We start from the raw sequence: 23,219 nt of genomic DNA on the forward strand, positions 1-23,219 counted from the left end.
CGTTCCCCCGGGGAATCCGGCGCCGCGACCGCGCCAGCCAGCGCCGTTGTTTCGCAGCCCGCCACGCCGGCCTGCGAGTCCGCGCGCCAAGCCAGCTCACCCTCGATCGTCGTCCGGCGCCGCATCCGCGCCGGCGATGGCCCTGCCTGCTGCCTTGGAGTCCGCGATGTCCCGTGTTGCCCCCACCCGTCGTTTCCCGCGCCGTTCGGCCCTGGCCGTGGCCTGCCTGCTGGCCGCCATGCCGGCCTTCGCGGCGACACCGGCCGCGTCTGCTGCCGACAGCGCCGAGGACACCGAACGCGACGTCACCACCCTCGACAAGATCAGCGTCAAGGGCGAGCGCGCCGAGGGCTACAGCGTGCGCAAGACCAGCGCTGGCACCCGCTTCGAACTGGCGCCGCGGGAGATCCCGCAGTCGGTGAGCATCATCAGCCACCAGCGCATCGAGGATCAGGGCCTGGACGACATCATCGACGTGCTGGAGAACACCACCGGCGTGTCCAGCACGCGCTCGGACAGCGAACGCTTCGAGTTCTATGCGCGCGGCTTCTACATCGACAACTACCAGTTCGACGGCATCCCGACCACGATGGTGCAGAACTGGAGCTACGGCGATTCGGCGCTGGACCTGGCGCTGTACGACCGCGTGGAAGTGGTGCGCGGCGCCACCGGCCTGCTCACCGGCGCCGGCAATCCTTCGGCCTCGGTCAACCTGATCCGCAAGCACGCCGACAGCGCCGAACTGACCGGCAGCGTCACCGTCAGCGCCGGCAGCTGGGGCCGCACGCGCTCCACGGTCGACGTCACCACCCCGCTCAACGCCAGCGGCACGGTGCGCGCCCGGGTGATCGGCAGCTACCTGGATACCGATTCGTACGTGCAGCGCTATAGCCAGCGCAAGTCGCTGGGCTATGCGGTGATCGATGCCGACCTGACCCCGGACACGCAGCTGAGCGTGGGCTACGACTACCAGAACAAGCAGTCCGACGGCGTCACCTGGGGCGGCTTCCCGCTGTGGTACGCCGACGGCAGCCGCACCGACTATCCGCGCTGGTTCAACCCGGCCGCGGACTGGACGTTCTGGGACACCACCAGCAAGCGCGCCTTCGCCACCCTGCAGCACGCCTTCGGCAACGGCTGGCAGCTCAAGCTCAACGCCACCCACGACCAGACCGACGTCACCGACAAGCTGTTCTACCCGTACTACACGATCTACGGCTTCGACCGGCAGACCGGCGCCGGCGTGGTGCCGTATTCGGGCTACTACATCACCGGACGCAAGGTCGACGGCCTGGACGCCTACGCCGAAGGCCCGTTCCAGCTGGCCGGACGCGAGCACGAATTGATGGCCGGGCTCAGCTACAACCGCCGCCGCTACGTGAACACCGGCGCCTTCGACTTCCCCGCGCCGCTGCCGAGCTACCTGGGATGGACCGGCGCCTATCCGGAACCGGCCTGGTCGCCGCTCAGCGAGTTCAGCCGCGGCACCGTCACCCAGAAGGCCGGCTATGCGGCGGCGCGGCTGTCGCTGGCCGATCCGCTGAAGCTGATCGTGGGCGCGCGTTACACCGACTGGAAGGTGGACGGCGCCGAAAGCGGAGTGGGCTACGTGCTGCACCAGGAGAAGACCACGCCCTATGCCGGCCTGGTGTACACACTGGACGACGTCTGGTCGGTCTACGCCAGCTACACCGACATCTTCCAGCCGCAGACCGCACGCACCGCCAGCGGCGCCTACCTGGACCCGGTGATCGGCAAGAGCTACGAGGCCGGCATCAAGGGCGCCTGGTTCGACGACCGCCTCAACGCCGCGCTGTCGGTGTTCCGCATCGACCAGGACAACGTCGCCCAGGCCACCAGCGGATTCGTGCAGGGCACCACCGAGACCGCCTATGTCGCCGCGCAGGGCACGGTCAGCCGCGGTTTCGAACTCGAGCTCAACGGCGAGCTGGCGCCGGGCTGGAACGCCACCTTCGGCGCCTCGCGCTACGTGGCCAAGGACGTCGCCGGCGCCGACATCAACAGCCAGCTGCCGCAGACCACGCTCAAGCTCTACAGCAGCTACACCCCGCGCAGCCCGAGCGACCTGACCGTCGGCGGCGGCGTCAATTGGCAGAACCGCATCTACTACGTCGATGCCACCTACGGCCGCTTCGCGCAGAGCGGCTACGCGCTGGTCAGTGCCTTCGCGCGCTACCGCCTGTCGCCGGCCTCCTCGGTGCAGCTCAACCTCAACAACCTGCTGGAAAAGCGCTACTACGCGCAGATCTACGGCTACGGCGCCTGGGGCGAACCGCGCAACGGCACGCTGAGCTTCAGCTGGTCGTTCTGAGCCGGCAGGCCGCCCCCGGACACTGACACGCCGCAGGCGCGCGACCGCGGCACTGCCTGCACGGGGATGGAGGCGCCCTAGGCCTCGGCGATGCGCAGCGGCGCGTCGCCGGCGGCAGCGACCCGGTTGCGGCCGCTGCGCTTGCCGCGGTACAGCGCCGCATCCGCGCAGCGCAGCAGTTCCTCGGTGCTGCGGCCGTGGTCCGGATAGGCGGCCACGCCGATCGATACGGTCACCGGCGGCAGCGCCTGGCCCTGGTGCTGCACCTGCAGGTTCGCCACCGCGGCGCGGATCTGCTCGGCGCGGCGCTGCGCCACGTCGGCGGCGGCGCCCGGCAGGATCACCGTGAACTCCTCGCCACCGTAGCGGCAGGCGATGTCCTCCGGCCGCACCAGCCCGGCCAGCAACTGGCCGAACGCGGCCAGCAAGGCATCGCCGCCGGCGTGGCCGAGGCGGTCGTTGAGCGCCTTGAAGTGGTCCAGGTCCAGCATCATCAGCGCCAGCGGCTGGTCGCGCCGCTCGCAGCGCGCCAGTTCGCGCAGCAGCGATTCTTCCAGATAGCGGCGGTTGTACAGCCCGGTCAACGGATCGCGGATCGACTGCAGGCGCAGACGCTGGCGCAGCTGCAGGTTGTGCAGCGCCATCGCCAGTTGCTCCGCCACCACCTCGACCAGGGGCAGGCGTTCGAGCACGGCCGGATCGCGGCTGGACAGGTGGATCAGCCCGAGCGGCTCGCCCTGCACCATCATCGGCACGCAGGTGCCATGCCGTGCCACGCCGGCGGCGTGCGCGCAGGCCGGCGCGGCGCCGGGCCGCTGGATCTGGGTGGCGCGGCGGCGCAGGCCTTCGCAGCCACTCAGCGACAGCGACGGCGCGCACACCGCATCCTCGCCCCAGTGCGCGACACAGACCGCCTGCTCGCCCGCCGCATCGGTGCAGTACACGCTGCAGCCGGCATCGCCGAGCAGGCGCTCCAGCGCCTGCCGCGCGACCTCCACCGCCTCGTCCTGCTGCACGCAGCTCTGCAGTCCGCGGCTGCAGCGGTTGAGCGTGCGCAGATCCTGTTCGGTGCGCTGCATCTGCTGCACGGTGCCCACCAGCAGCGCATTGGCATGGTGACCGCGCTGCTCGGCCTGGCTGCGGCGGCCGATCTCGCGGCGCAGCAGCAAGTACAGGCCCAGGGTCAGCGCACACACCGTGGGGATGCCGATCACCGCCAGCCGGCGCAGCAGGTCGGCGTTGGCGGCGGTGGAGCGGGCGCTGCTGGCCAGCGCCGCGCGCTCGCTGCGCACCAGGCTGTCGGTGCTGCGCCGGATCGCCTGCGACATCAGGCGGCCCTGGCGGGCGCGCTCCGGGTCCGGCTTGCGCATGCCTGCCGCCCTGCCCTGGAAGCGGGCCACGGCAAGCGCGCTGTCGCGCATGCGCGCCTCGATCTGCGCCTGGACCTCCTGCAGCCGCTGCTGCTGCGCGGGGTTGCCCTGCAGCAGCGTGGCCAGTTCCTGCAGCCGCGGCGGCAGCGCGCGCTGGCACGCCCGGAAATCGGCCAGGTGTTCGCGGCTGTCCAGCAGCAGGAAGCCGCGCAGCGAGGCATCGCAGTCGGCGAGGTTGAGCTGCAGGCCGTTGATCTCGGCAATGACCCGGTGGCTGCGCTGCACCGCGGCCGCATCGGCGAGAAAGCGCTCGCTGCCCACCAGCACGCCGCCACTGATGCCCAACAGCAGCAGCAGGGCCAGCGGCACGCCATAGCGGTTGATCGTGGTGGAGGGCATGGCGTCGGCCAATGGGAGGAAGGAAGGCCGCGCGCGCCCTGCACTGCGCTGCGCAGTCAAGCGCAGGGGACCATGCAAGTTTCAGGCCGAACCACACGCCGCGTCACAGCCAGCCCTTCTGCCGGGCCAGCCGCGCCGCCTCGATGCGGTTGCCGACCCCGAGCTTGCCGATCGCCTCGGACAGGTAGTTGCGCACCGTGCCCGACGACAGCCCCAGCTGCGTGGCGATGTCGCCGGCCGAGGCGCCCTCGCCGGCCAGGCGCAGCACCTGGCGCTCGCGGTCGTTGAGCGGGTCGGCCTCGGACCAGGCTTCCAGCGCCAGTTCCGGGTCGATCGCGCGGCCGCCGCGGTGCACCTGGCGGATCGCCTCGATCAGCCGCTGCGGCGGCGCATCCTTGAGCAGGTAGCCGCCGACCCCGGCGTCCAGGGCGCGGCGCAGGAAGCCGGGGCGGGCGAAAGTGGTGACGATGATGACGCGCACCGGCAGTTGCTGGCGCTGGATGCGCTGGGCCAGCTCCAGGCCGCTGAGGCCGGGCATCTCGATGTCGGTGACCAGCAGGTCCGGCGCATGCGCCTGCAGCGCGCGCCAGGCGGCTTCGCCGTCGGCCGCGCTGGCGACCAGGTCGAGATCCGCTTCCAGGCCCAGCAGTGCGCCCAGCGCACCGCGCACCATTGCCTGGTCCTCCGCCAGCACTAAACGAATCACGGCACCCCCCGGTCCTTGTCGGCCCATTGTAGTGCCCGGGCCGGGCCGGCGCTCAGCCGAGCGCGGCGTCCTGGTCCACCGGGGACTGCATCCGCGCCGCCGGCGCGGCGTCCGGCATCGCCGCCTCGACCCGTGGCAACGGCGCGGCGGCGACCAGGCAGGTGCCCAGGCCGCGCTCGGAGGCGATGCGCAGGCTGCCGCCCACCGCCTCCAGCCGCTCGCGCATGCTGCTCAGCCCGGTGCCCGGCTGCAGCGCGCCGCCGCGGCCGTCGTCGCGCAGTTCCAGCAGGGCCTGGCCGCGCTCGCACCACAGGCGCAGCTGCGCGTGGCTGGCACGCGCGTGGCGCTGGATGTTGGTGGCGGCCTCGCGCAGCACCAGCGCGAACACCGTCTCCAGTTGCGGGCACGGCGGCAAGGCCTCGACCTGGTAGCGGAAGGTCACCCCCGACGACTCCAGCAGCAGCTTGGCCGAGGCGATCTCCGCCGCCATCTGCGCCGCGCGGATGCCGCTGACCGCACGCCGCACCTGGCCCAGCGCCTCGCGTGCGACCTGGCCCACTTCCTCCATCTCGCGCTGCGCCGCGGCGGCGTCGTGCGCGAGCAGGCGCGTGGCCAGGTCCGACTTCAGCGCCACCAGCGACAACGTGTGGCCGAGCAGGTCGTGCAGGTCGCGACCGATGCGCTCGCGCTCGGCCACCGCCGCCAGGCGCCGCACTTCCTCGTGGCTCAGGCGCAGCTGCGCCTCGCCGCGCGCACGGCGCTCGAAGCTGATGTTCATCAGCCCCACCGACAGGCCGACCACCATCGCGCTGACCATGTACAGCGGCGACCAGCCGCGCATCGTCCAGGCCAATGCGAACGAGGCCAGCACCAGCAGCATCGCCGCCACCGCCCGCTTCGGCTCGAAGCAGAACGCCAGGAAGGCGCAGGCATAGATGATGTAGCACTGCGCGCCGGGGTTGTACGGCAGCACCACGAACGCCAGCGCCGCCATGCCGGCCACGCACCAGGGCAGGTAGCGCCGGTGGCGGTAGTAGGCCACGTAGTACAAGGCCAGGAACATCAGATAGCTGGCCAGCGTCGGCGGGAACCAGTTGCGGAAGTAGTACGGTTCGTAGAGTGGAGTGACGAACAGCCAGATCGACCACACCAGCGACAGCCACACGAACCAGTGGGTGCTGGACTTGGCCGAGCTCCAGCCGATGCGGCGGGCGATCAGCGAGTCGGGCGAGGCGTGCAGCAAGGCGATCACGTCGGGCTCCCAGGGCGGCACGGCCGCCGCAGCGCATAGCTTAGCGAAGGCACCGGCGCGCGAAACCGCGCGGCGACGCCGGGATCGGCACGGCGCGCCATCAGCCGCGGCGCAGGCGCCGCTGCGCCAGTGCGTAGAACACCACCGTCACCGCCAGCAGCGCGATGACATGGCCGGCACTGCCGTGGCCGTCGCCCTGCCCGACCACGCGCAGCGCCAACTGGCCCAGGTGATAGGACGGCCACAGCGGCGCCAGCGTGGTCAGCCACGCCGGCAGCAGCTGCAGCGGGATCCACAGCCCCGACAGGAACGCCATCGGCAGGTAGATCAGGTTGACCAGCGCCGGTGCGCCGCTGCCGCCGGCATAGGCGCCCAGCGCCAGCCCGATCGCGCAGAACGGCAGCGCGCCCAGCACGTCCACCAGCAGCAGCCCGATCCGCTGCGCCGGCGTCAGCATCACCCCGCCGAGCAGCGCGGCCAGCGCCTGCAGCAATACGCCGATCGCCAGCGCGAACGCCATTGCCAGCGCAGTGCGTGCCAGCAGCAGCGCCAGCGGCGGCACCGGCATCGCCCGCTTCAGCGCGAGCAGGCCGCGCTCGCGATCCAGGGCCAGGCCGACGCCGAACCCGAACAGGGCCGGCGCCATCACCCCGAATACGCTGTAGCTGGCCATCAGGTACACCGCCGCGTCGTGGCGCCCATGATTGAGCAGCACCCCGAACAGCAGGTAGAACAGCGGCGGGAACAGCAGCGTGGGCAAGGCGAACGACGGCGTGCGCAGCCAGCGCAGCACCTCGTAGCGGATCTCGCGCAGCAGCAGCGCGCCCTGGTCGCGCAACGACCAGACGGCCGCCGGGGAAGACACGGAAAGATCGATCGGGTTCATGCGGCCTCCGCACGGGTGATGGCAAGAAAGGCATCGGCGAGGCCGGCGCGGCGGACTTCCAGCGCCGTCAGCGCCGGGTCGCTGGCGAGCAACCGCGCCACCACCGGTTCGGCCGGCTCGGCGACCACCTCCAGCACGCCGTCGCGGCTCTCGGCGCGGCACACCTGCGGCCACTGCGCCACCTGCGCCGCCGGCAACGCGCTGCGGCAGCGGATGGTGCATTGTTCGAAGCGTGCGCGCAGCTCGGCGACGCTGCCCTCGGCGATCAGCGTGCCGCGCTGCAGCACCGCCACCCGGTCGGCCAGCGCCTCGGCCTCTTCCAGATAGTGTGTGGTCAGCAGCACCGCGCAGCCGTCGGCGACCAGTTCGCGGATCGCCCGCCACAGGCCCTGCCGCGCCTCGATGTCCAGGCCGGTGCTGGGTTCGTCCAGGAACAGCACCCGCGGCCGCCCGCAGATCGCCATCGCGAACTGCACGCGGCGCTGCTGGCCGCCGGACAGCTGGCCGTAGCGGCGTGCCATCAAGCCATCCAGCCCGGCCAGCGCCACGCAGTCGGCGACGCTGCGCGGCTGCGGGTAGTAGCCGCGCGCCTGCAGCAGCAGTTCGCCCACGCGCAGGGTGTCCGGCAGCCCGGCGGTCTGCAGCATCGCCCCGGCCTGGCGGCGTGCCGCCAGCGCCCGCGGATCCTGCCCGCACAGGCGGACACTGCCGGCGTCCGGCGTCTGCAGCCCGAGCAGCAGGCTCACCGCGGTGCTCTTGCCGGCGCCGTTGGCGCCCAGCAGCGCCAGCAACTGGCCGGGCCGCAGCTGCAGGTCGACGCCGTCGAGCGCGACCAGCGTCCCGTAGTGCTTGTGGACGCCCCTGAGCTGCGCCAGCGGCAACGCATCGTGATCGGGCATGGGACACTCCGGTGGTGGCAGGGAGTGCCTAGGCTGCGCCGCGGCGGAGTCGCCGCCCAGTGCGGCGCGTCAGCTGCAGTGGATGACATCTGTCACTGGCAGCCCCGGCACGATTGCCGCATGCTGCGATCCACGCCGAGGGGCGGCGTTCTCCCGCTACAGCGCATCGCAGAAAGTGACTTCCGGCCATGCCCACGGCGGCCGGCGGCTCGCATACTGCAGCGCGCCGACCGTTTCGTTCAAGGACACGATGAGTACTTCCTCCGACCTGCTCAAGGAACTCCGTATCGACCGCAAGGCGCCGCCGAGCGAGCCGCCGTCGCGGCGCGGGCTGTGGATCGCCGTGGTGCTGCTGGTGGTGCTGCTCGCCCTGGGCGCCGGCGCCTGGTGGCTGTTCGGCCGCAGCAAGCCGCTGGAGGTGCGCACCGCCGCGGTGGTGGCGATCGCCCCCGGCAGCAGCAGCGCCTCGGTGCTGGACGCCAGCGGCTATGTGGTGGCGCGGCGCATGGCCACGGTCTCGGCCAAGATCACCGGCAAGGTCCGCGAGGTGCGCATCGAGGAAGGCATGCGCGTGGAGGAAGGCCAGGTGATGGCGACGCTGGATCCGATCGACGCCAACGCGCAACGGGTGCTGTCGGCCTCGCAGCTGGAGGCGGCGCGCAGCCTGGTCGCCAACATGCAGGCGCAGGTGCGCCAGGCCGATGCCGACGCGCAGCGGCTGCAGACCCTGGCCGGCCAGCAACTGGTCTCGCGCTCGCAGTACGAGCAGGCCGTGGCGCAGCGCGATGCCCTGCGCGCGCAGCTACAGAACGCGCAACGCAATGTGTCTGTGGCCGGCAACCAGCTGTCGATCTCCGACCTCAACGTCGACAACACCATCGTGCGTGCGCCGTTCTCCGGCGTGGTCACCGCCAAGGCGGCGCAGCCGGGCGAGATCGTCTCGCCGCTGTCGGCCGGCGGCGGCTTCACCCGCACCGGCATCGGCACCATCGTCGACATGGATTCGCTGGAGATCGAGGTCGAGGTGGGCGAGTCCTACATCGGCCGGGTCAAGCCGGGCATGCCGGTGGAGGCCACGCTCAATGCCTATCCGGACTGGAAGATCCCGGCCGAGGTGATCGCGATTATCCCCTCCGCCGACCGCGGCAAGGCGACGGTGAAGGTGCGCGTAGCGCTGAAGCAGAAGGACGCGCGCATCGTGCCGGAGATGGGCGTGCGGGTCAGCTTTCTGGAGGCGCCGCAGCCGCAGGCGCAGAACACGCCGCAGGGCGTGCGGGTACCGGGCGCGGCGATCGTCAAGCGTGAGGGCCAGGACGTGGCGTTCGCGGTCAAGGAGGACAACACGGTCGAGCAGCGCGCGCTGAAGACCGGCATCGCTCTGGGCGACGACCGCCAGGTGCTGTCCGGCCTGGCCGCGGGCGACACGGTGGTGCTGGATCCGCCTGAGGCTTTGCATGCCGGCATGCAGGTGAAGACGGCAGAGGCCGCTGCGCAGTAGCGCAACGCACGAGGGCGCACTGCGCGCTGCACCAGCGCCTCGACATCGCAGCTGTCTGATGCAGTCAGTTCCAGCTGCGCCTGCCGCAGTCGAACCGCTCAAGCTCCAGTTGTTGCATTTGCTGTTGAAGTGCTTGTTTCTGCTTCCCGATCCCCGTGATGCAGTTGCCATGGGGAAACGAGTACCCGATTGACGCCGTTGCTGTTGCTTCTGCCGTTGCTTCTGCTGTTGCTTCACCGCCGTTGCCGTTGTTCTTGCTTTTGATTTACCGGGTTCCCTTCCGCAGCGGCGGATGGACCGGGGAAAAACCCGAAGGGCGGCGCACATGGATGTGCGCCGTTCGCGGCAGGGGCAGGATGCCCCTTCCGCGAATCCCCGGTGCATCCGCGGACCCGGAGCGCGCAGCGCGGAGGGCGCAAGGCAGGGCGCGCTTTCTTTTGGTTACCTTTTCTTTGCGCGAGCAAAGAAAAGTAACTCGCCCGAAAGGGCGAAAGCCTTTGCTGTTGCTTGAAGTTTGCGTGTCAGGCGAGAAGGTCTGTAGGAGCGGCTTTAGCCGCGACCCACATGATTGGTAGTGCCTGTCGCGGCTGTGACCGCTCCTACACGATTCAATCAAGAGCAAAGCTTTCGCCTTGCGGCGAGTTACTTTTCTTTGCTTGTGCAAAGAAAAGTAACCAAAAGAAAGCACACCCTGCCTTCGCGCCCTCCGCGCTAACGCGCTCCGGGTCCGCGTCCAGCCCGGGGATCCGCGGAAGGGGCATCCTGCCCCTGCCGCGGACGGCGTACATCCATGTACGCCGCCCCTTCGGGGTTTTTCCCCGCACTGGCCGCCGCTTCGGAAGGGAACCCGGCAAATCAAAAGCAAGAACAACAGCAACAGCAGAATCAACAGCAACAGCAGCAACTGCACTTGCAATTGCAACCGCAACCGCAACCGCAACCGCAACCGCAAAAATAATCCTCTCGCCGCCATCGGCGACCGCATCGCCTCCACCTCGTCCACCGCCAGGAACACCACCATGTCCACCCTCGTCACCCTGCGCAACGTCACCAAGACCTACCAGCGCGGCCCCGAGAAAGTCCAGGTCCTGCACGGAATCGACCTGGATATCGCCCGTGGCGACTTCGTCGCCCTGATGGGGCCGTCCGGCTCCGGCAAGACCACCCTGCTCAACCTGATCGGCGGGCTGGATTCGCCCAGCGGCGGCGAGATCGAGATCGAAGGGCAGCGCATCGACCGCATGAGCGGCGGGCAGCTCGCCACCTGGCGCAGCCACCACGTCGGCTTCGTGTTCCAGTTCTACAACCTGATGCCGATGCTCACCGCGCAGAAGAACGTCGAACTGCCGCTGCTGCTTACCTCGCTCAGCGCCGCCCAGCGCAAGCGCAATGCCGAGATCGCATTGACCCTGGTCGGCCTGGCCGAGCGCCGCAACCACAAGCCCAGCGAACTGTCCGGCGGTCAGCAGCAGCGCGTGGCCATCGCCCGCGCCATCGTGTCCGATCCCACCTTCCTGATCTGCGACGAACCCACCGGCGACCTCGACCGGCGCTCGGCCGAGGACGTGCTGGGCCTGCTGCAGGAACTCAACCGCAGCCACGGCAAGACCATCGTCATGGTCACCCACGATCCCAAGGCCGCCGAGTACGCCACCCACACCGTGCACCTGGACAAGGGCGAGCTGGCCGACGCGCCGGCCGCGCACTGAGCGAGGCGATGCCATGAAGTATTTTTCGTTGATCTGCGCGCAACTGTTCCGCAGCAAGACGCGGACAGTGCTGACCCTGTTCTCGGTGATCGTCGCGTTCCTGCTGTTCGGCCTGCTCGACTCGGTGCGCGTCGCGTTCACCGCCGGCGGCTCGGTGGAGGGCGTCAACCGCCTGGTCGTGGCCTCGCGCCTGTCGATCACCCAGTCGCTGCCGGTGCGCCTGGAAGCGCAGATCCGCAGCGTGCCGGGCGTGCGCGACGTGACCTATGCGATGTGGTTCGGCGGCATCTACAAGGATCCCAAGGATTTCTTCCCCAACTTCTCGGTGGCGCCGAACTTCTTCGACGTGTACAGCGAATACGAGATGCCGCCGGAGCAGCTCAAGGCCTTCCGCGACACCCGCACCGGTGCGGCGGTGGGCGAAGCGCTGGCGAAGAAGAACGGCTGGAAGGTCGGCGACGTGATCCCGCTGCAGGCCACCATCTTCCCGCGCGGCGGCAGCAACGACTGGCCGCTGGAACTGAAGGCGATCTTCCGCGCCAAGGACCGCGCCAACGTGCAGGCGGAGAACCAGTTGATGATGAACTGGAAATACTTCGACGAGAGCAACGACTACATCAAGGGCAAGGTCAGCTGGTACACGGTGCGGCTGGACAACCCCGAGCACGCCTCGCGCGTGGCGCAGGCGATCGATGCGCTGTCGGCCAACTCCGACCACGAGACCAAGTCGCAGACCGAGTCGGCGTTCCAGCAGGCCTTCGTCAAGCAGTTCGCCGACATCGGCCTGATCGTCACCTCGATCATGGGCGCGGTGTTCTTCACCCTGGTGCTGCTGACCGGCAACACCATGGCACAGGCGGTGCGCGAACGCATCCCGGAACTGGCCACGCTCAAGACCCTGGGGTTCCAGGACCGCACGGTGCTGACCCTGGTGATCGTCGAGTCGGTGCTGCTGATCGTGCTCGGCGGCCTGCTCGGCATGGCGCTGGCGGCGGCGGCGATCCCGGTGCTGGCCAGCGCCAGCCGCGGCGCGCTGCCGGTGCACGCGGTGCCGGCGCAGACCTGGCTGATCGGCGTGGCACTGATGCTGGTCATCGGCGTGGTGGTCGGCCTGCTGCCGGCGCTGCGCGCGCAGCGGCTGAAGATCGTCGACGCCCTGGCCGGGCGCTGAGCCCGCCCCTTCTCTCCAGCACAGCGATGCCACGGACGGCGACGCAGACCCGAGGAACAACGCAATGAAGATGCAATGGTTATGGAATGTCCTGGCGATCGCGGCGCTGGCGCTCGGCCTGGGAATCTGGATCGCCCTGCCCTGGTTCCTGGTGCTGGCGCTGGTGGCGGTGCTCGCCGTGCTGCTGCTGGCCACCCGCAGCGGCCGGCTGTCGCTGGCCGCCGCGCGCATCGGCATCGCCAGCCTGCCGCAGCGCTGGGGCGCCAGTTCGGTGATCGTGGTCGGCATCGCCGGCGTGGTCGGCGTGCTGGTGGCGATGCTGGCGATGGGCCAGGGCTTCCAGGCGACCCTGGACAGCACCGGCGACGACACCACGGCCATCGTCCTGCGCGGCGGCTCGCAGGCCGAGACCAACTCGGTCATCACCCGCGACCAGGTGCCCTTGATCGCCAGCCTGGCCGGCGTGGCGCGCGGCACCGACAACCGCCCGCTGGTCTCGCCGGAGTTGTCGCAGGTGGTGAACCTGCAGTCCAAGTCCGACGGCACCGACGTCAACGCGCAGTTCCGCGGCGTCGGCGAGCAGGGCTGGGCGGTGCACGACAAGGTCAAGATTCTGCAGGGCCGTCGCTTCCAACCGGGCCTGCGCGAGATCGTGGTCGGCAAGGGCGCGCAATCGCAGTTCCGCGGCCTGCAGCTCGGCCAGACCCTGACCCTGGGCAACCAGGCCTGGACCGTGGTCGGCGTGTTCGCCAGCGGCGATGCGCACGACTCGGAGCTGTGGACCGACACCCAGACCCTGGCTACCACCTACAACCGCAGCGCCTACCAGTCGATCAGCGTGCGCACCCAGGGCCAGGACGGCTTCCGCCAGTTCAAGGCGGCGATGGACGCCGACCCGCGGCTGAAGCTGGACGTGTTCACCACCCGCGAGTACTACCGCAAGCAGGGCGGCAACCTCAGCAAGGTGCTGGAGGTGCTGGGCACCTTCATCGGCACCATCATGGCGATCGGCGCGGTGTTCGGCGCGCTCAACACCATGTACGCGGCGGTCGCCACCCGTGCCCGCGAGATCGCCACGATGCGCGCGCTGGGCTTCCGCGGGTTGCCGGTGGTGGTGGCGGTGATGCTGGAGACCATGCTGCTGGCGCTGCTCGGCGGGGTGCTGGGCGGGCTGATCGCCTGGGCGATCTTCAACGGCTACAGCGTCTCCACCCTGGGCAGCAACTTCAGCCAGGTGGTGTTCCAGTTCAAGGTGTCGCCGCCGCTGCTGTGGACCGGGCTGAAGTGGGCGCTGGGCATCGGCCTGGTCGGCGGCCTGTTCCCGGCGCTGCGCGCGGCGCGGCTGCCGATCACCACCGCCCTGCGCGCGCTGTAGCGCCAGGGCTGAACGCGCCGGGCCGGGACCAGTGTCCCGGCCCGGCCCAATGGCGGCTGACGCGTCATCGTTCCGTCATCGAAACGCGGTAGAACGGCCGCCGCCGAGGCGCTAGCCTGCGCGGCCATTTGGTTCCACGCCGCCACGCCCATGTCCTCGCGCCTGCGCCTGCTGCTCGTCCTCTGCGCCAGCCTGTGGCTGAGCGCCTGCTCCTCCACCTCGCTCAGCGACCGCCTGGTCGCGCCGGGCGGCGTGTCGCCGCTGATGGACGAGGAGCGCATCCAGAGCCTGCTGGCGACCCTGCCCAACCGCAGCGGCCACGTGGTGGTGCCGGGCGGCATCCCGATCTTCTGGCGCGCCATCGACCCGGGCGACTACCACATGCGCTATCGCTACGAGCACGCCGGCCGCGACGCCAGCGGCCACGAGCATGCCGACTTCGCCATGGACGTGGGCACCCCGGCGCCCGCCTCGCACATGGCCCCGCGCGGCACCGTGGTGCTGCTGCACGGCTGGATGATGGACGGCGACTCGCTGCTGCCGTGGTCGCTGGACCTGGCCCAGGCCGGCTACCGCAGCATCAGCATCGACCTGCGCAACCACGGCCGCTCCGGCGGCGGCCCGGCCGGCTACGGCACCCGCGAGTCCGACGACGTGGTCGCGGTGATCCGCGCCCTGCGCGCCAGCGGCGAGGTGCAGGGCCCGGTGTACCTGTTCGGCGTGTCCTACGGCGCGGCCACCGCGCTGTTCGCCGCACAGAAGCTCGGCGACCAGGTCGACGGCGTGGTCGCGATGGAGTCGTTCGCCAACGCCGGCCGCGGCATCCGCGACATGATCCCGCACATGCTCGCCAGCCGCCCGCGCGGCTGGATGGCCAGCGCGGCGATGGACCTGGCACGCTGGCGCTACGGCGGGCAGAACCTGGACGCGGTGATCGCCAACGCCAACCAGCGCCTGGCGCTGAACCTGGACCAGGTCGACGTCACCGCCGCCGCGCGCGCCGCACCGGCCTGCGTGCTGCTGCTGCACGGCAGCGCCGACCAGCACATCCCGGTGGCGCACGGCCGCCTGCTGGCGCTGGACGCCCCGCGCGCGCACTACCTGGAGATGCCCGGCGAGAACCACCTGAGCCTGCCGATGCGGCTGGACCTGCTGGCGCCGACCGTGGAGGACTGGTTCGCCGACCTGCAGTCGCCGAGCCACGGCGGCCGCTGCCCGCAGCCGCTGCCGCCGCGCGCGGACCCCGAGCTGCAGTTGACCGGCGGGCCGGCTGCGAGCGGTAGCCGCGGATGAGCCGGGATTAGGGAGTCGGGATTGGGGATTCGTAACAGCGACTGCGCTGGCGATCTGCCACTTTCAGGGAACGGCGCCGGCTCTTGCCAATCCCGAATCCCTACTCCCCAATCCCCGCTCGCCGCCACACGCCGGACCGCCACAGGCTCTCACCGGCGAACAACAGCAATCCGATCCAGATCGCGGCGAAGCCGATCGCCTTGCCGGCGTCGAACGGCTCGCGGAAGAACCACACGCCCAGCAGCAACTGCAGGCTCGGCGCGATGTACTGCAGCAGCCCCACCAGCGACAGCGGGATGCGCCGCACGCCGTAGGCGAAACCGATCAGCGGCACCGCGGTGACCACGCCGCCGAATGCCAGCAGCAGGTCGTTGCGCCAGCCCCACGCACCGGCGAAGCCGCCGCCGTGGCCGGCTTCGCCCCACAGCACGAAGCCCAGCGCCGGCAGGAACAGGTACAGGCTCTCCACGCCCAGCCCGGCCACCGCATCCACCTGCACCAGCTTGCGCAGCAGGCCGTACAGCCCGAACGAGCCGGCCAGGCCCAGCGCGATCCACGGCAGCGTGCCGGCGTCGACGGTCAGCCAGGCCACGCCCAGCGCGGCGCAGGCCACCGCCAGCCACTGCAGCGGGCGCAGCCGCTCATGCAGCACCAGCACCCCGAGCAGCACGTTGACCAGCGGATTGATGAAGTAGCCCAGGCTGGTCTCGATCACATGGCCGGCATTGACCGCCCAGATATAGAGGCCCCAGTTGAAGGCGATCGCCAGGCTGCTCAGCGCCAGCGTGGCCAGCGCGCGCGGCTGCGCGGCGATGCGCCGCCACCACTGCAGGCGTGCGCTGTACACCAGCCAGGCCACCACTAGCAGCGTGCTCCAGACGATGCGGTGGGCGATGATGTGCGGCGACGGCACCGCCTGCAGCAGGTGCCAGTACACCGGCACCACGCCCCACAGCGCGAAGGTCGCCGCGGTGATCCACAGGCCACGCCGGGCCTCCTGCGCGGCGACCGCGGTCATCGCCGGGTCCTCGCCACGGTGATCACCACCACGCCGGCCAGGATCACCGCCATCGCACCGAAATCGCTGGCGCTGAAGCGTTCGCTGCCGAGCCAGCTGCCCAGCGCCACCGCGATCACCGGATTGACGTAGGCATAGCTGCCGGCCAGCGCCGGGCGAACGTTCTGCAGCAGCCACACGTAGGCGGTGAAGGCGATGATCGAGCCGAACACGCACAGGTAGGCCACCGCCAGCATCCCCTGCGCACTCGGCAGGGTGTGCAGGCGTTCGCCGCTGAGCAGGCCGATCGCCACCAGCATGATCCCGCCGCACAGCATCTGCCCGGCGGCGGCCATGAACGGCATCGGCAGATCGCGCCCGCGCGACCACACCGAGCCGAACGCCCAGCCGACCGGCGCGATCAACAGCAGCACCAGGCCCAACGGGCTGGCATTGAGGCTGCTGCCGGCGTTGAGCCACACCACGCCGGCGAAGCCGACCACGATCCCCAACCATTCGCCGCGGCTGGCATGATGGCCGCGCAGCGTGCCGAACAGCGCCATCCACAGCGGCACCGAGGCCACCGCCACCGCCGCCAGCCCCGAGGACACCTGCCGCTCGGCCAGCACCACCAGGCCGTTGCCGCAGACCAGCATGAGCGCGCCGAGCATGGCCAGCGGCCGCCACTGCGCGCGCGTGGGCGCGGCCACCCCGCGCCAGCGCAGCACCGCGTACAGCACGCTGCCGGCGATCACGAAGCGCGTGCCGGAGACCACGCTCAACGGCGGCGCGCCGCCTTCCAGGGCGAAGCGGATCGCCAGATAGGTCGAGCCCCAGACGACATAGACCAGGAACAGGGCGAGAACGACGAAGCCGCCGCGCGCAGGCGCAGCGGCGACAGGAGCGGAAGGCATCGGACGGCGCCAGAGACAGCGGGGGCGCTATTCTAGAGCACCTGGTCTGCGCGCAAGCCCTCTCGCCTGCGCGCGGCGCGCTGCCGCGGCGTACAGACCACTCGTCGAGAAAGGAGTCGTGGATGACATCACACCGCACCTGGCTCGCGCTGCCCTTGCTGGCGGCGCTCGGCAGCAACAGCGCGGCACGCCCGCCTGCCGGCCCCTGGGACTTGAACGGACATCAATTGCTGGAAGCCCCGCTGGACGGCTCGCTGGCAGACGACCTGGGCCCGCAGCAACCGCAGGAACTGCGGGTCATGGTGTCTTCGCGCACGGCGGCGGCCTACATGCTCGGCATCGCGGCCGGCAGCGAGGGCGCGCAGTGGTGCCGACCGGCCGGCCAGTCCGGTCCACCGGATGTGCAGGCCCTGGTCGCCGATCTCGGCGCGCTGCCCGACGCACGCCTGGACGAGCGCGCCAGCGACCTGGTCGTGCAGGCCTTGGCCAAACGGTATCCCTGCAAACCGGCCAAGCCACGCCGCCCATCGCGCTGAGGGCGCCGCCTGCCTCAAGGTCGCGTCGGCGCCACGAGGCAGTGATGAGCCGCTGGCGCGACGACGCGTCGGATGCCGCACGGGCATCCGCACCGGCACCGCAGCCACCGCCAGCGGCGCCCGGCGCTCCACCGTCATCACCAGGCCGCGGTGCTGCAGGTCCGCATGGGCGCGCCAACAGCCAGACCAGCAGCGCGCAGGAGATGAAGGATCTCAACCAAGTCGCGTCAGCTGCCGCCACTGTGCATGGCCGACCCGCGCCGCGCTCTAGCCGAAGAAACGAGATCGGCCTCGCGCAAGGAGTGTGCTGCTCCATGCAGTTCTGACCCCTGAAGTTTCCACCGATCAGCCGACGTCCATGACAGCGCAACTGCAGCCCGTTCCGGCGCTCCGCAGCCCCCGAAAAACCTAAGAGACGGTTCAGCCGCACGGGCGTATCTGTACGCACACACACCTGCTCGCTGCGCACCGCCATGGCCATCGATACCGCACTGTCGCCGCTCGGCCCCGTCACTCCCTACGGCGCGTCGCCCTATGGCTTTTCCGCAGCGAGTGCCTCCAGCGGTTCGGCTCAAGCCGGCAACCCGATCGTGGCCAGCACCGATCAGGCCGCAGTGCAGCAGGCGGTGGAATTGTCCGGCGAGGCCTCGGTGATCTTCAGCCTAGGCGGCCTCGCGGGAACCACGCCGGCCGACACGGGCCTGACCTACAACGCGGCCGGGCTGTTCAACAGCATCGTCAGCGCCGGCCCGACCGATGCGGCCTCGGCCTCGTCTGCCGGCAGCTCCACCTCGACGACAGGCGCGTCGACCTCGTCCACCGGCACGTCGTCCTCGACCGGCACCGCGCCCTACCCCACCCTCGACCAGGCCACCCAGACATACGACCAGGGCCTGCTCGGCACCATCACCGCGCCGCCGTCGACCCCGGGCCTGTACAACGCCTCCGGCGTCTTCAGCAGCCAGGGCCTGACCCCGCAGCTGTCGTCGCTGCTGCAGTCCAATCCCAGCCTCAGCGGCACGGTCACCGGCGACCTGCTCAACCAGGGCATCGTCGGCGGGTTGATCGACACCACTGCCTGAGCAACGCTGCATGGTCGCCTTGCGACGCCCTCATGCGCCTGGCCCGGTAGAACCGGTTTCAGTGCACTTCTAGCGCGCGCTTTTCGCAGCCTTGCCGAACACCGCGCTGTTCTCTCGTAGGAGCGGCTTCAGCCGCGAAAAGCATTACCGATAACGCCCCGTCGCGGCTGAAGCCGCTCCTACGCGTGGCCTTGCGCCGCCAGCGAAGATCCCCTTCTTCCGCGACACCAGCGCAACCGCGCGTGTCGCCGGCAACGGCTCCGGCTGCGCAGCCAACCTGCTCTGATGGCACTCGCATGTCGCTCGGCCGGCGTCGCTCAGCCCGGCATCGCCGGACCACAGGCCTCGGAGGAATCGCTGTTCGCCGGCAAGGCATGCCGCTCCAAGGCATCGGCGTCGCCGCCCGCGTCGCCGGCCAGCGCATCGTTGGCCGCCTGTGCCGCACCTCCCATGAACAGGGAAGCGGACAGCAGCAACATGCGCATCGGGTTCACGGTCACGACCTGGCAACAAGCGGGCCGCACAGTGTAGAGAATGGCGTCGTGCCGAGACAGCACGGCGACGCCTTCGCGTGCGCGAAACCGGCCGCCGTTCAGCGCGCGGGACGATCCAGCCAGCAGGCCAGGCCCTGCGCATTGAGCTCGATGTCCATGTGCAGCACGCGCTCCACGCCGGCATCGTCCAGCGGACAGCCATGCAGCCGGGCCCGCTCCAGATACAGCGCGGTCAGCGCCGCGACCAGGCAGCGATGGCGGTCGGAACGGCCGTCGCAGCCGCGCGCGATCGCCACCATCGCCTCCAGTTGCTCCAGCAGTTCCGCCGCCAGCGTCTCGGCGCCCTCCACCGTGCCGTAGTGGGTCAGATACAGCGTCTGCGGCGCGTAGCCGAGCATGCGCTGGATCGAGGCCTGCATCGCTTCCGGCTCGAACTGCACCGGCGACGAGGTCGGGATCGCGAACGCGCCGCGCACGCTGTCCAGCTCGCGGTAGGACAGGCCGAAGGTATCGCCGCTGAACCAGCTGCGGCTGCGGGCGTCCCACACGCACAGGTGATGGCGGGCGTGCCCCGGGGTGTCGATGCACAGCAGCTCGCGCCCGGCCAGCGACAGGCGATGGCCGTCCTCGGCCACCACCACGCGCTCCGCCGGCACCGGTACGATGCTGCCGTAGCTGCGCGCCATCTCCGCCTCGCCGTACACCGCGGTGGCGCCAGCGATCAGCCGCGCCGGATCGATCATGTGCGGCGCACCGCGCGGATGCACCAGCAGGCGCGCGTTCGGCAGGCGCTGCAGCAGCGCACCCGCACCGCCGGCATGGTCCAGGTGCACGTGGGTGAGGATCAGCCAGTCCACGTCGGCCGGCGCCAGACCGGCGTGCGCCAGGGCGTCCAGCAGCACCGGCACGGCATGGCTGGTGCCGCAGTCGACGAAGGCGCCGCGCCCGTTCTCCACGATCAGGTAGGCAGCATCGAACTGCGCGCGCTGGAAGCCGGTATCGACGAGATGGATGCTGGGATCGCGTGGCATGGCGCAGAAGCGTGGCTGGGCGAGGCTCCATTCTAGGCGGTATGGAGGATGCTGCCAGTGCCGGGCGGCAAGGACCGGATGAGGACGAATAACGGAAACGCCGGAGACCCGACAGCCCACTGTGGGAGGGACTTCAGTCCCGACTGCCTGCGGCCGGCAAACACACGCGCTTCGGATGTCGCACCAGGACGCGTCGTATGCCTTGTAGGACATTGTAGGAGCGGCTTCAGCCGCGACGCTTTGCCGTTGCGGCGTCGCGGCTGAAGCCGTTCCTACGAAGGACCGCCGTGCGAGCGCTCAGCCCGCCTCGCGCAAGCGCTCCAGCGCCGCCAGCACCGTCTCGGCCGGTGCCTCCAGGGTTACCGGCGCCGCCTGCAGCGCGTCGGCCTGTGCGGCCTGCTTGAGCGCGGCGATGGTCTGCCCGGCATCGCGCGGCGAGGCAAAGCCGCCGCTCTGCAACAGCAGCACGCCCTCGCCATCGAGCAGCTTGAAGTAGAACTGGCCATCGGCTTCGCGGTACTGCTTGAAGCTCGGCAGCGCCTGCTTGGCGGTCGCCGCTTCGGTGCCGTCATCGGCCTGCGCCGACAGATCGCGCAGGCCCACCGCGTGCCGCAGCTCGGCCAGGAACGGGATCGCATAGCGCTCGCGCAGGCGCTGCGCGTTGTCGCGCAGGATCGCCTCGATGTCCTGCGGACGCGCCATCAGCGCCTCGTAGCGCACCCGCATCGGCGCGATCTCGGCATCGATGCGTTCGAACAGCTGCTGCTTGGCCTCGCCCCAGCCGATGCCGGCGGCGAACGCCTGCGCGAACGCGGCCGTCTCCTCGGCGCTGGCGAAGGCCTGGTACAGCTGGAACAGCGCCGAACCCTCGGTCTCCTTCGGCTCGCCCGGCGCGCGCGAATCGGTGACGATGGCGAACACCCGCTTCTTCAGCTCCTCGCGCGGGGCGAACAGCGGAATGGTGTTGTCGTAGCTCTTGCTCATCTTGCGCCCGTCCAACCCGGGCAGCGTCGCCACCTGCTCGTCGATCAGCGCGTCGGGCAGCACGAAGTGCTCGCGGCCGTAGACGTGGTTGAAGCGCTGCGCGAAATCGCGCGCCATCTCGATGTGCTGGATCTGGTCGCGGCCCACCGGCACCTGCTGCGCCTTGAACAGCAGGATGTCGGCGGCCATCAGCACCGGATACATGAACAGGCCGGCGGTGACCCCGGCATCGTCGTCCTCGCCGTCGGCGCGGTTCTTGTCCACCGCGGCCTTGTAGGCGTGCGCGCGATTGAGGATGCCCTTGCCGGCGACGCAGGTCAGGAACCAGGTCAGCTCGTTGGTCTCCGGCACGTCCGACTGGCGGTAGAACCACACCTGCGCCGGATCCAGCCCCGCCGCCAGCCAGGTCGCCGCGATCTCCAGAGTCGAGCGCTGGGTCCGCGCCGGGTCCTGCGCCTTGATCAGGCTGTGCAGGTCGGCCAGGAAGAAGAAACTCTCGATGCCGGGACGCCGGCTGGCCTGCAGCGCGGGACGGATGGCGCCGACGTAGTTGCCCAGGTGCGGCGTGCCGGAGGTGGTGATGCCGGTGAGAACGCGGGTGGTCATGCGGAATGGACGGTCAGGGGGAAACCCGGCGAGTTTACCCGCTGCGCGACAACCCCGTTCCGGCGCGTGGTGCGTTCAATCCGGCGTCCCCGTCCTGGAGTCGCCGCCATGCACGTTCCCGCTCCTTCCCTGCCCCGCCGTTCCCGTTCCCTCGCCGTGCTCGCTTTCGCGCTGCTGTGCATCGGCGGGCTGTGCGGCTTTCGTCCATGGCCGTCGCCGCCGACATCGGCGCCGGCGGTGCAGCTCCAAGTGATCGATCGCGATGCCGGCGACGACCCGCTGCCCGCGCATGCCTGGCGCGGCGAGCGCTGGATCGCCGCCACGCCCGGCCACCGCTACGCGCTGCGCCTGACCAACCTGACCGGGGCGCGGGTGTTGGTGGTGCTGTCGGTGGACGGCGTCAACGCGGTCAGTGGCCAGACCGCGGCCAGCGACCAGCGCGGCTATGTGCTGGCGCCGTGGCAACAAACCGAGATCGCCGGGTGGCGCAAATCGTCCGAGGACGTGGCGCAGTTCGTGTTCACCGACCTGGAGGACAGCTATGCCGCACGCACCGGGCGCCCGCGCAACGTCGGCGTGATCGGCATGGCGGTGTTCGACGAAGCGCGGGCATGGCCCGATACTGCCTTGGGGGACGCAGATGTAGACGCCGAGAGAGCTGCCAACGCAGCAGCGCGCGCGGCAACGCCCGGCGTCCCGGCGCCGGACGCGACGCCTGCACCGGCAGCGGCCGCCGACATGCCGCAACGCAGTGCGGCCGCGCCCCTCGCGGCGGCACCGTCCGCGGACGCACGGGCGTATGCGCGCGAAGGCACCTCCGCTGCCCGCGTGCAGCAGCGCCTGGGCACCGGCCACGGCGCGCGCGAATGGTCGCCTTCGCGCGTCACCGAATTCGAGCGCGCCAGCGACGTGCCGATGCAACGGACCGAGCTGCGCTACGACAGCCGCGCACGACTGATCGCACGCGGCGTGCTGCCGCGGAACCTGCCGCCGCGGCGCGTAGCGGTTGCGCCAAGCGCGTTTCCCGGCGACTACGTGCCCGATCCGCCGGAGCGCTGAGCTTTCCGCGCACCCAAACAGCACGGGCCGCAACGCGGCCCGTGTCGACGACGCTGCGGCGGTGTGCGCCTCAGTCGTGGTACTCCTTGCCCAGGCTGTCGCGGAACGCGTGCACTTCCTTCTCGGCGCGATCGCGCGCCCAGCCGTAGCGCTCCTGCAGCTTGCCGGCCAGGTACTGGGTATTGCCCTCGGCGACGTCGAAGTCGTCGTCGGTGAGGTCGCCCCACTGCGCCTTGATCTTGCCCTTGAGCTGGGTCCACTTGCCGGCAATGATGTCTTTGTTCATGGCATCTCTCGTGATGTGTAAGCGGCGCCGTACGCCGCCCGCGCAGCATCGCGCGGCCCGCGTCGTGGACCGATCAATGCAGCGTCAGCAACGCATGAGCATCGTGAACCGTTACGCCGTGGGTCGGCAGCCGCGCAAAAAAAAAACGGGCCGGCAAGCCGACCCGTTTCTGGTCACCGAGACGAGGCTCAGTTCTTGGCGGCGTCTTCGACCTTCTCGCCCGCCTTCTGCACGTCCTTGCCGGCACCGGCAACGGTGTTGCAACCGGCCAGCAGGCCCACCGAGAACATCGCCAGCAGCATCCACGCAAACGTACGCTTCATAGGTTCACTCCTTCATG

At 70.2% G+C, this 23,219-nt stretch carries 22 protein-coding genes; 10 read left to right on the top strand and 12 right to left on the bottom strand.

Features of this window, described 5'->3' with window-relative positions:
* Window positions 1–166: 166 nt before the first annotated feature.
* On the top strand, window positions 167–2,332 hold the full coding sequence (gene fhuE, locus AC1PMG_RS20055; RefSeq protein ID WP_481110012.1) for a ferric-rhodotorulic acid/ferric-coprogen receptor FhuE: 2,166 nt from the start codon (window positions 167–169) through the stop codon (window positions 2,330–2,332).
* A gap of 77 nt (window positions 2,333–2,409) precedes the next feature.
* Here fhuE and AC1PMG_RS20060 read toward each other — a convergent pair whose 3' ends face one another.
* From AC1PMG_RS20060 to AC1PMG_RS20080, 5 genes are all read right to left on the bottom strand, one after another.
* The gene (locus tag AC1PMG_RS20060; RefSeq protein WP_481110013.1) at window positions 2,410–4,101 is read right to left on the bottom strand and encodes a sensor domain-containing diguanylate cyclase; all 1,692 of its coding nucleotides are present in this window, start codon (window positions 4,099–4,101) and stop codon (window positions 2,410–2,412) included.
* A 103-nt stretch (window positions 4,102–4,204) separates the two neighbouring features.
* The gene (locus AC1PMG_RS20065; protein ID WP_026143841.1) at window positions 4,205–4,807 is read right to left on the bottom strand and encodes a response regulator transcription factor; all 603 of its coding nucleotides are present in this window, start codon (window positions 4,805–4,807) and stop codon (window positions 4,205–4,207) included.
* 52 nt (window positions 4,808–4,859) lie between these two features.
* Window positions 4,860–6,059: a sensor histidine kinase gene (locus tag AC1PMG_RS20070; RefSeq protein ID WP_481110014.1), complete on the bottom strand. Its 1,200-nt coding sequence runs from the start codon at window positions 6,057–6,059 to the stop codon at window positions 4,860–4,862.
* A 100-nt stretch (window positions 6,060–6,159) separates the two neighbouring features.
* Window positions 6,160–6,945 carry an ABC transporter permease gene (locus AC1PMG_RS20075; protein WP_481110015.1) on the bottom strand — a complete coding sequence of 262 codons (786 nt, stop codon included), beginning with the start codon at window positions 6,943–6,945 and terminating at the stop codon, window positions 6,160–6,162.
* A complete protein-coding gene (locus tag AC1PMG_RS20080) occupies window positions 6,942–7,844 on the bottom strand; it encodes an ABC transporter ATP-binding protein (RefSeq protein WP_481110016.1) in 903 nt (300 codons plus the stop codon). The genes AC1PMG_RS20075 and AC1PMG_RS20080 overlap by 4 nt, the downstream gene beginning before the upstream one ends.
* Window positions 7,845–8,094: 250 nt before the next feature.
* On the opposite strand from AC1PMG_RS20080, the gene AC1PMG_RS20085 reads away from it, so the two are divergent.
* The 6 genes from AC1PMG_RS20085 to AC1PMG_RS20110 all read left to right on the top strand — a co-directional run bounded on the left by AC1PMG_RS20085 (window position 8,095) and on the right by AC1PMG_RS20110 (window position 14,890).
* A complete protein-coding gene (locus tag AC1PMG_RS20085) occupies window positions 8,095–9,342 on the top strand; it encodes an efflux RND transporter periplasmic adaptor subunit (RefSeq protein WP_481110017.1) in 1,248 nt (415 codons plus the stop codon).
* Between the two features lie 790 nt (window positions 9,343–10,132).
* Entirely contained in the window at window positions 10,133–10,300 is a 168-nt protein-coding gene (locus AC1PMG_RS20090; RefSeq protein WP_481110018.1) for a hypothetical protein, read from the top strand.
* Between the two features lie 61 nt (window positions 10,301–10,361).
* On the top strand, window positions 10,362–11,051 hold the full coding sequence (locus AC1PMG_RS20095; RefSeq protein ID WP_017908954.1) for an ABC transporter ATP-binding protein: 690 nt from the start codon (window positions 10,362–10,364) through the stop codon (window positions 11,049–11,051).
* Between the two features lie 13 nt (window positions 11,052–11,064).
* Window positions 11,065–12,222 (top strand): ABC transporter permease, encoded by a 1,158-nt coding sequence (locus tag AC1PMG_RS20100; protein WP_481110019.1) that lies wholly within the window; start codon window positions 11,065–11,067, stop codon window positions 12,220–12,222.
* A 64-nt stretch (window positions 12,223–12,286) separates the two neighbouring features.
* The gene (locus AC1PMG_RS20105) at window positions 12,287–13,597 is read left to right on the top strand and encodes an ABC transporter permease (protein ID WP_481110020.1); all 1,311 of its coding nucleotides are present in this window, start codon (window positions 12,287–12,289) and stop codon (window positions 13,595–13,597) included.
* Between the two features lie 150 nt (window positions 13,598–13,747).
* Window positions 13,748–14,890: an alpha/beta fold hydrolase gene (locus AC1PMG_RS20110; protein WP_267083912.1), complete on the top strand. Its 1,143-nt coding sequence runs from the start codon at window positions 13,748–13,750 to the stop codon at window positions 14,888–14,890.
* A gap of 100 nt (window positions 14,891–14,990) precedes the next feature.
* Here AC1PMG_RS20110 and rarD read toward each other — a convergent pair whose 3' ends face one another.
* Together rarD and yedA are read right to left on the bottom strand one after the other, a co-directional pair.
* Window positions 14,991–15,908: an EamA family transporter RarD gene (gene rarD, locus AC1PMG_RS20115; protein ID WP_043093605.1), complete on the bottom strand. Its 918-nt coding sequence runs from the start codon at window positions 15,906–15,908 to the stop codon at window positions 14,991–14,993.
* Entirely contained in the window at window positions 15,905–16,801 is an 897-nt protein-coding gene (yedA, locus tag AC1PMG_RS20120; protein WP_481110021.1) for a drug/metabolite exporter YedA, read from the bottom strand. The genes rarD and yedA overlap by 4 nt, the downstream gene beginning before the upstream one ends.
* 122 nt (window positions 16,802–16,923) lie before the next feature.
* Between yedA and AC1PMG_RS20125 the strand changes: the two genes are divergently transcribed.
* Together AC1PMG_RS20125 and AC1PMG_RS20130 are read left to right on the top strand one after the other, a co-directional pair.
* Window positions 16,924–17,337 (top strand): Rap1a/Tai family immunity protein, encoded by a 414-nt coding sequence (locus AC1PMG_RS20125; protein WP_017908948.1) that lies wholly within the window; start codon window positions 16,924–16,926, stop codon window positions 17,335–17,337.
* A gap of 473 nt (window positions 17,338–17,810) precedes the next feature.
* The gene (locus AC1PMG_RS20130) at window positions 17,811–18,419 is read left to right on the top strand and encodes a hypothetical protein (RefSeq protein ID WP_481110022.1); all 609 of its coding nucleotides are present in this window, start codon (window positions 17,811–17,813) and stop codon (window positions 18,417–18,419) included.
* Between the two features lie 317 nt (window positions 18,420–18,736).
* On the opposite strand, the gene AC1PMG_RS20135 is transcribed toward AC1PMG_RS20130, so the two are convergent.
* From AC1PMG_RS20135 to AC1PMG_RS20145, 3 genes are all read right to left on the bottom strand, one after another.
* On the bottom strand, window positions 18,737–18,904 hold the full coding sequence (locus AC1PMG_RS20135) for a peptidase (protein ID WP_481111722.1): 168 nt from the start codon (window positions 18,902–18,904) through the stop codon (window positions 18,737–18,739).
* A 107-nt stretch (window positions 18,905–19,011) separates the two neighbouring features.
* Window positions 19,012–19,944, bottom strand: a complete 933-nt coding sequence (locus AC1PMG_RS20140; RefSeq protein ID WP_481110023.1) for an MBL fold metallo-hydrolase — start codon at window positions 19,942–19,944, stop codon at window positions 19,012–19,014.
* Between the two features lie 297 nt (window positions 19,945–20,241).
* Window positions 20,242–21,534, bottom strand: coding sequence for a tryptophan--tRNA ligase (locus tag AC1PMG_RS20145; protein WP_481110024.1), 1,293 nt, complete (start codon window positions 21,532–21,534; stop codon window positions 20,242–20,244).
* A gap of 108 nt (window positions 21,535–21,642) precedes the next feature.
* Here AC1PMG_RS20145 and AC1PMG_RS20150 point away from each other — a divergent pair, with 108 nt between their 5' ends.
* The gene (locus AC1PMG_RS20150) at window positions 21,643–22,593 is read left to right on the top strand and encodes a hypothetical protein (protein ID WP_481110025.1); all 951 of its coding nucleotides are present in this window, start codon (window positions 21,643–21,645) and stop codon (window positions 22,591–22,593) included.
* A gap of 70 nt (window positions 22,594–22,663) precedes the next feature.
* Here AC1PMG_RS20150 and AC1PMG_RS20155 read toward each other — a convergent pair whose 3' ends face one another.
* Both AC1PMG_RS20155 and AC1PMG_RS20160 read right to left on the bottom strand, forming a co-directional pair.
* Window positions 22,664–22,879, bottom strand: a complete 216-nt coding sequence (locus tag AC1PMG_RS20155; protein ID WP_010341025.1) for a CsbD family protein — start codon at window positions 22,877–22,879, stop codon at window positions 22,664–22,666.
* Window positions 22,880–23,067: 188 nt separating this feature from the next.
* Complete coding sequence (locus AC1PMG_RS20160) at window positions 23,068–23,202, bottom strand: entericidin A/B family lipoprotein (RefSeq protein ID WP_160966335.1); 135 nt, start codon at window positions 23,200–23,202, stop codon at window positions 23,068–23,070.
* Window positions 23,203–23,219 lie beyond the last annotated feature (17 nt).

It is taken from the genome of Xanthomonas sp. NCPPB 2250 (genome assembly GCF_056725265.1).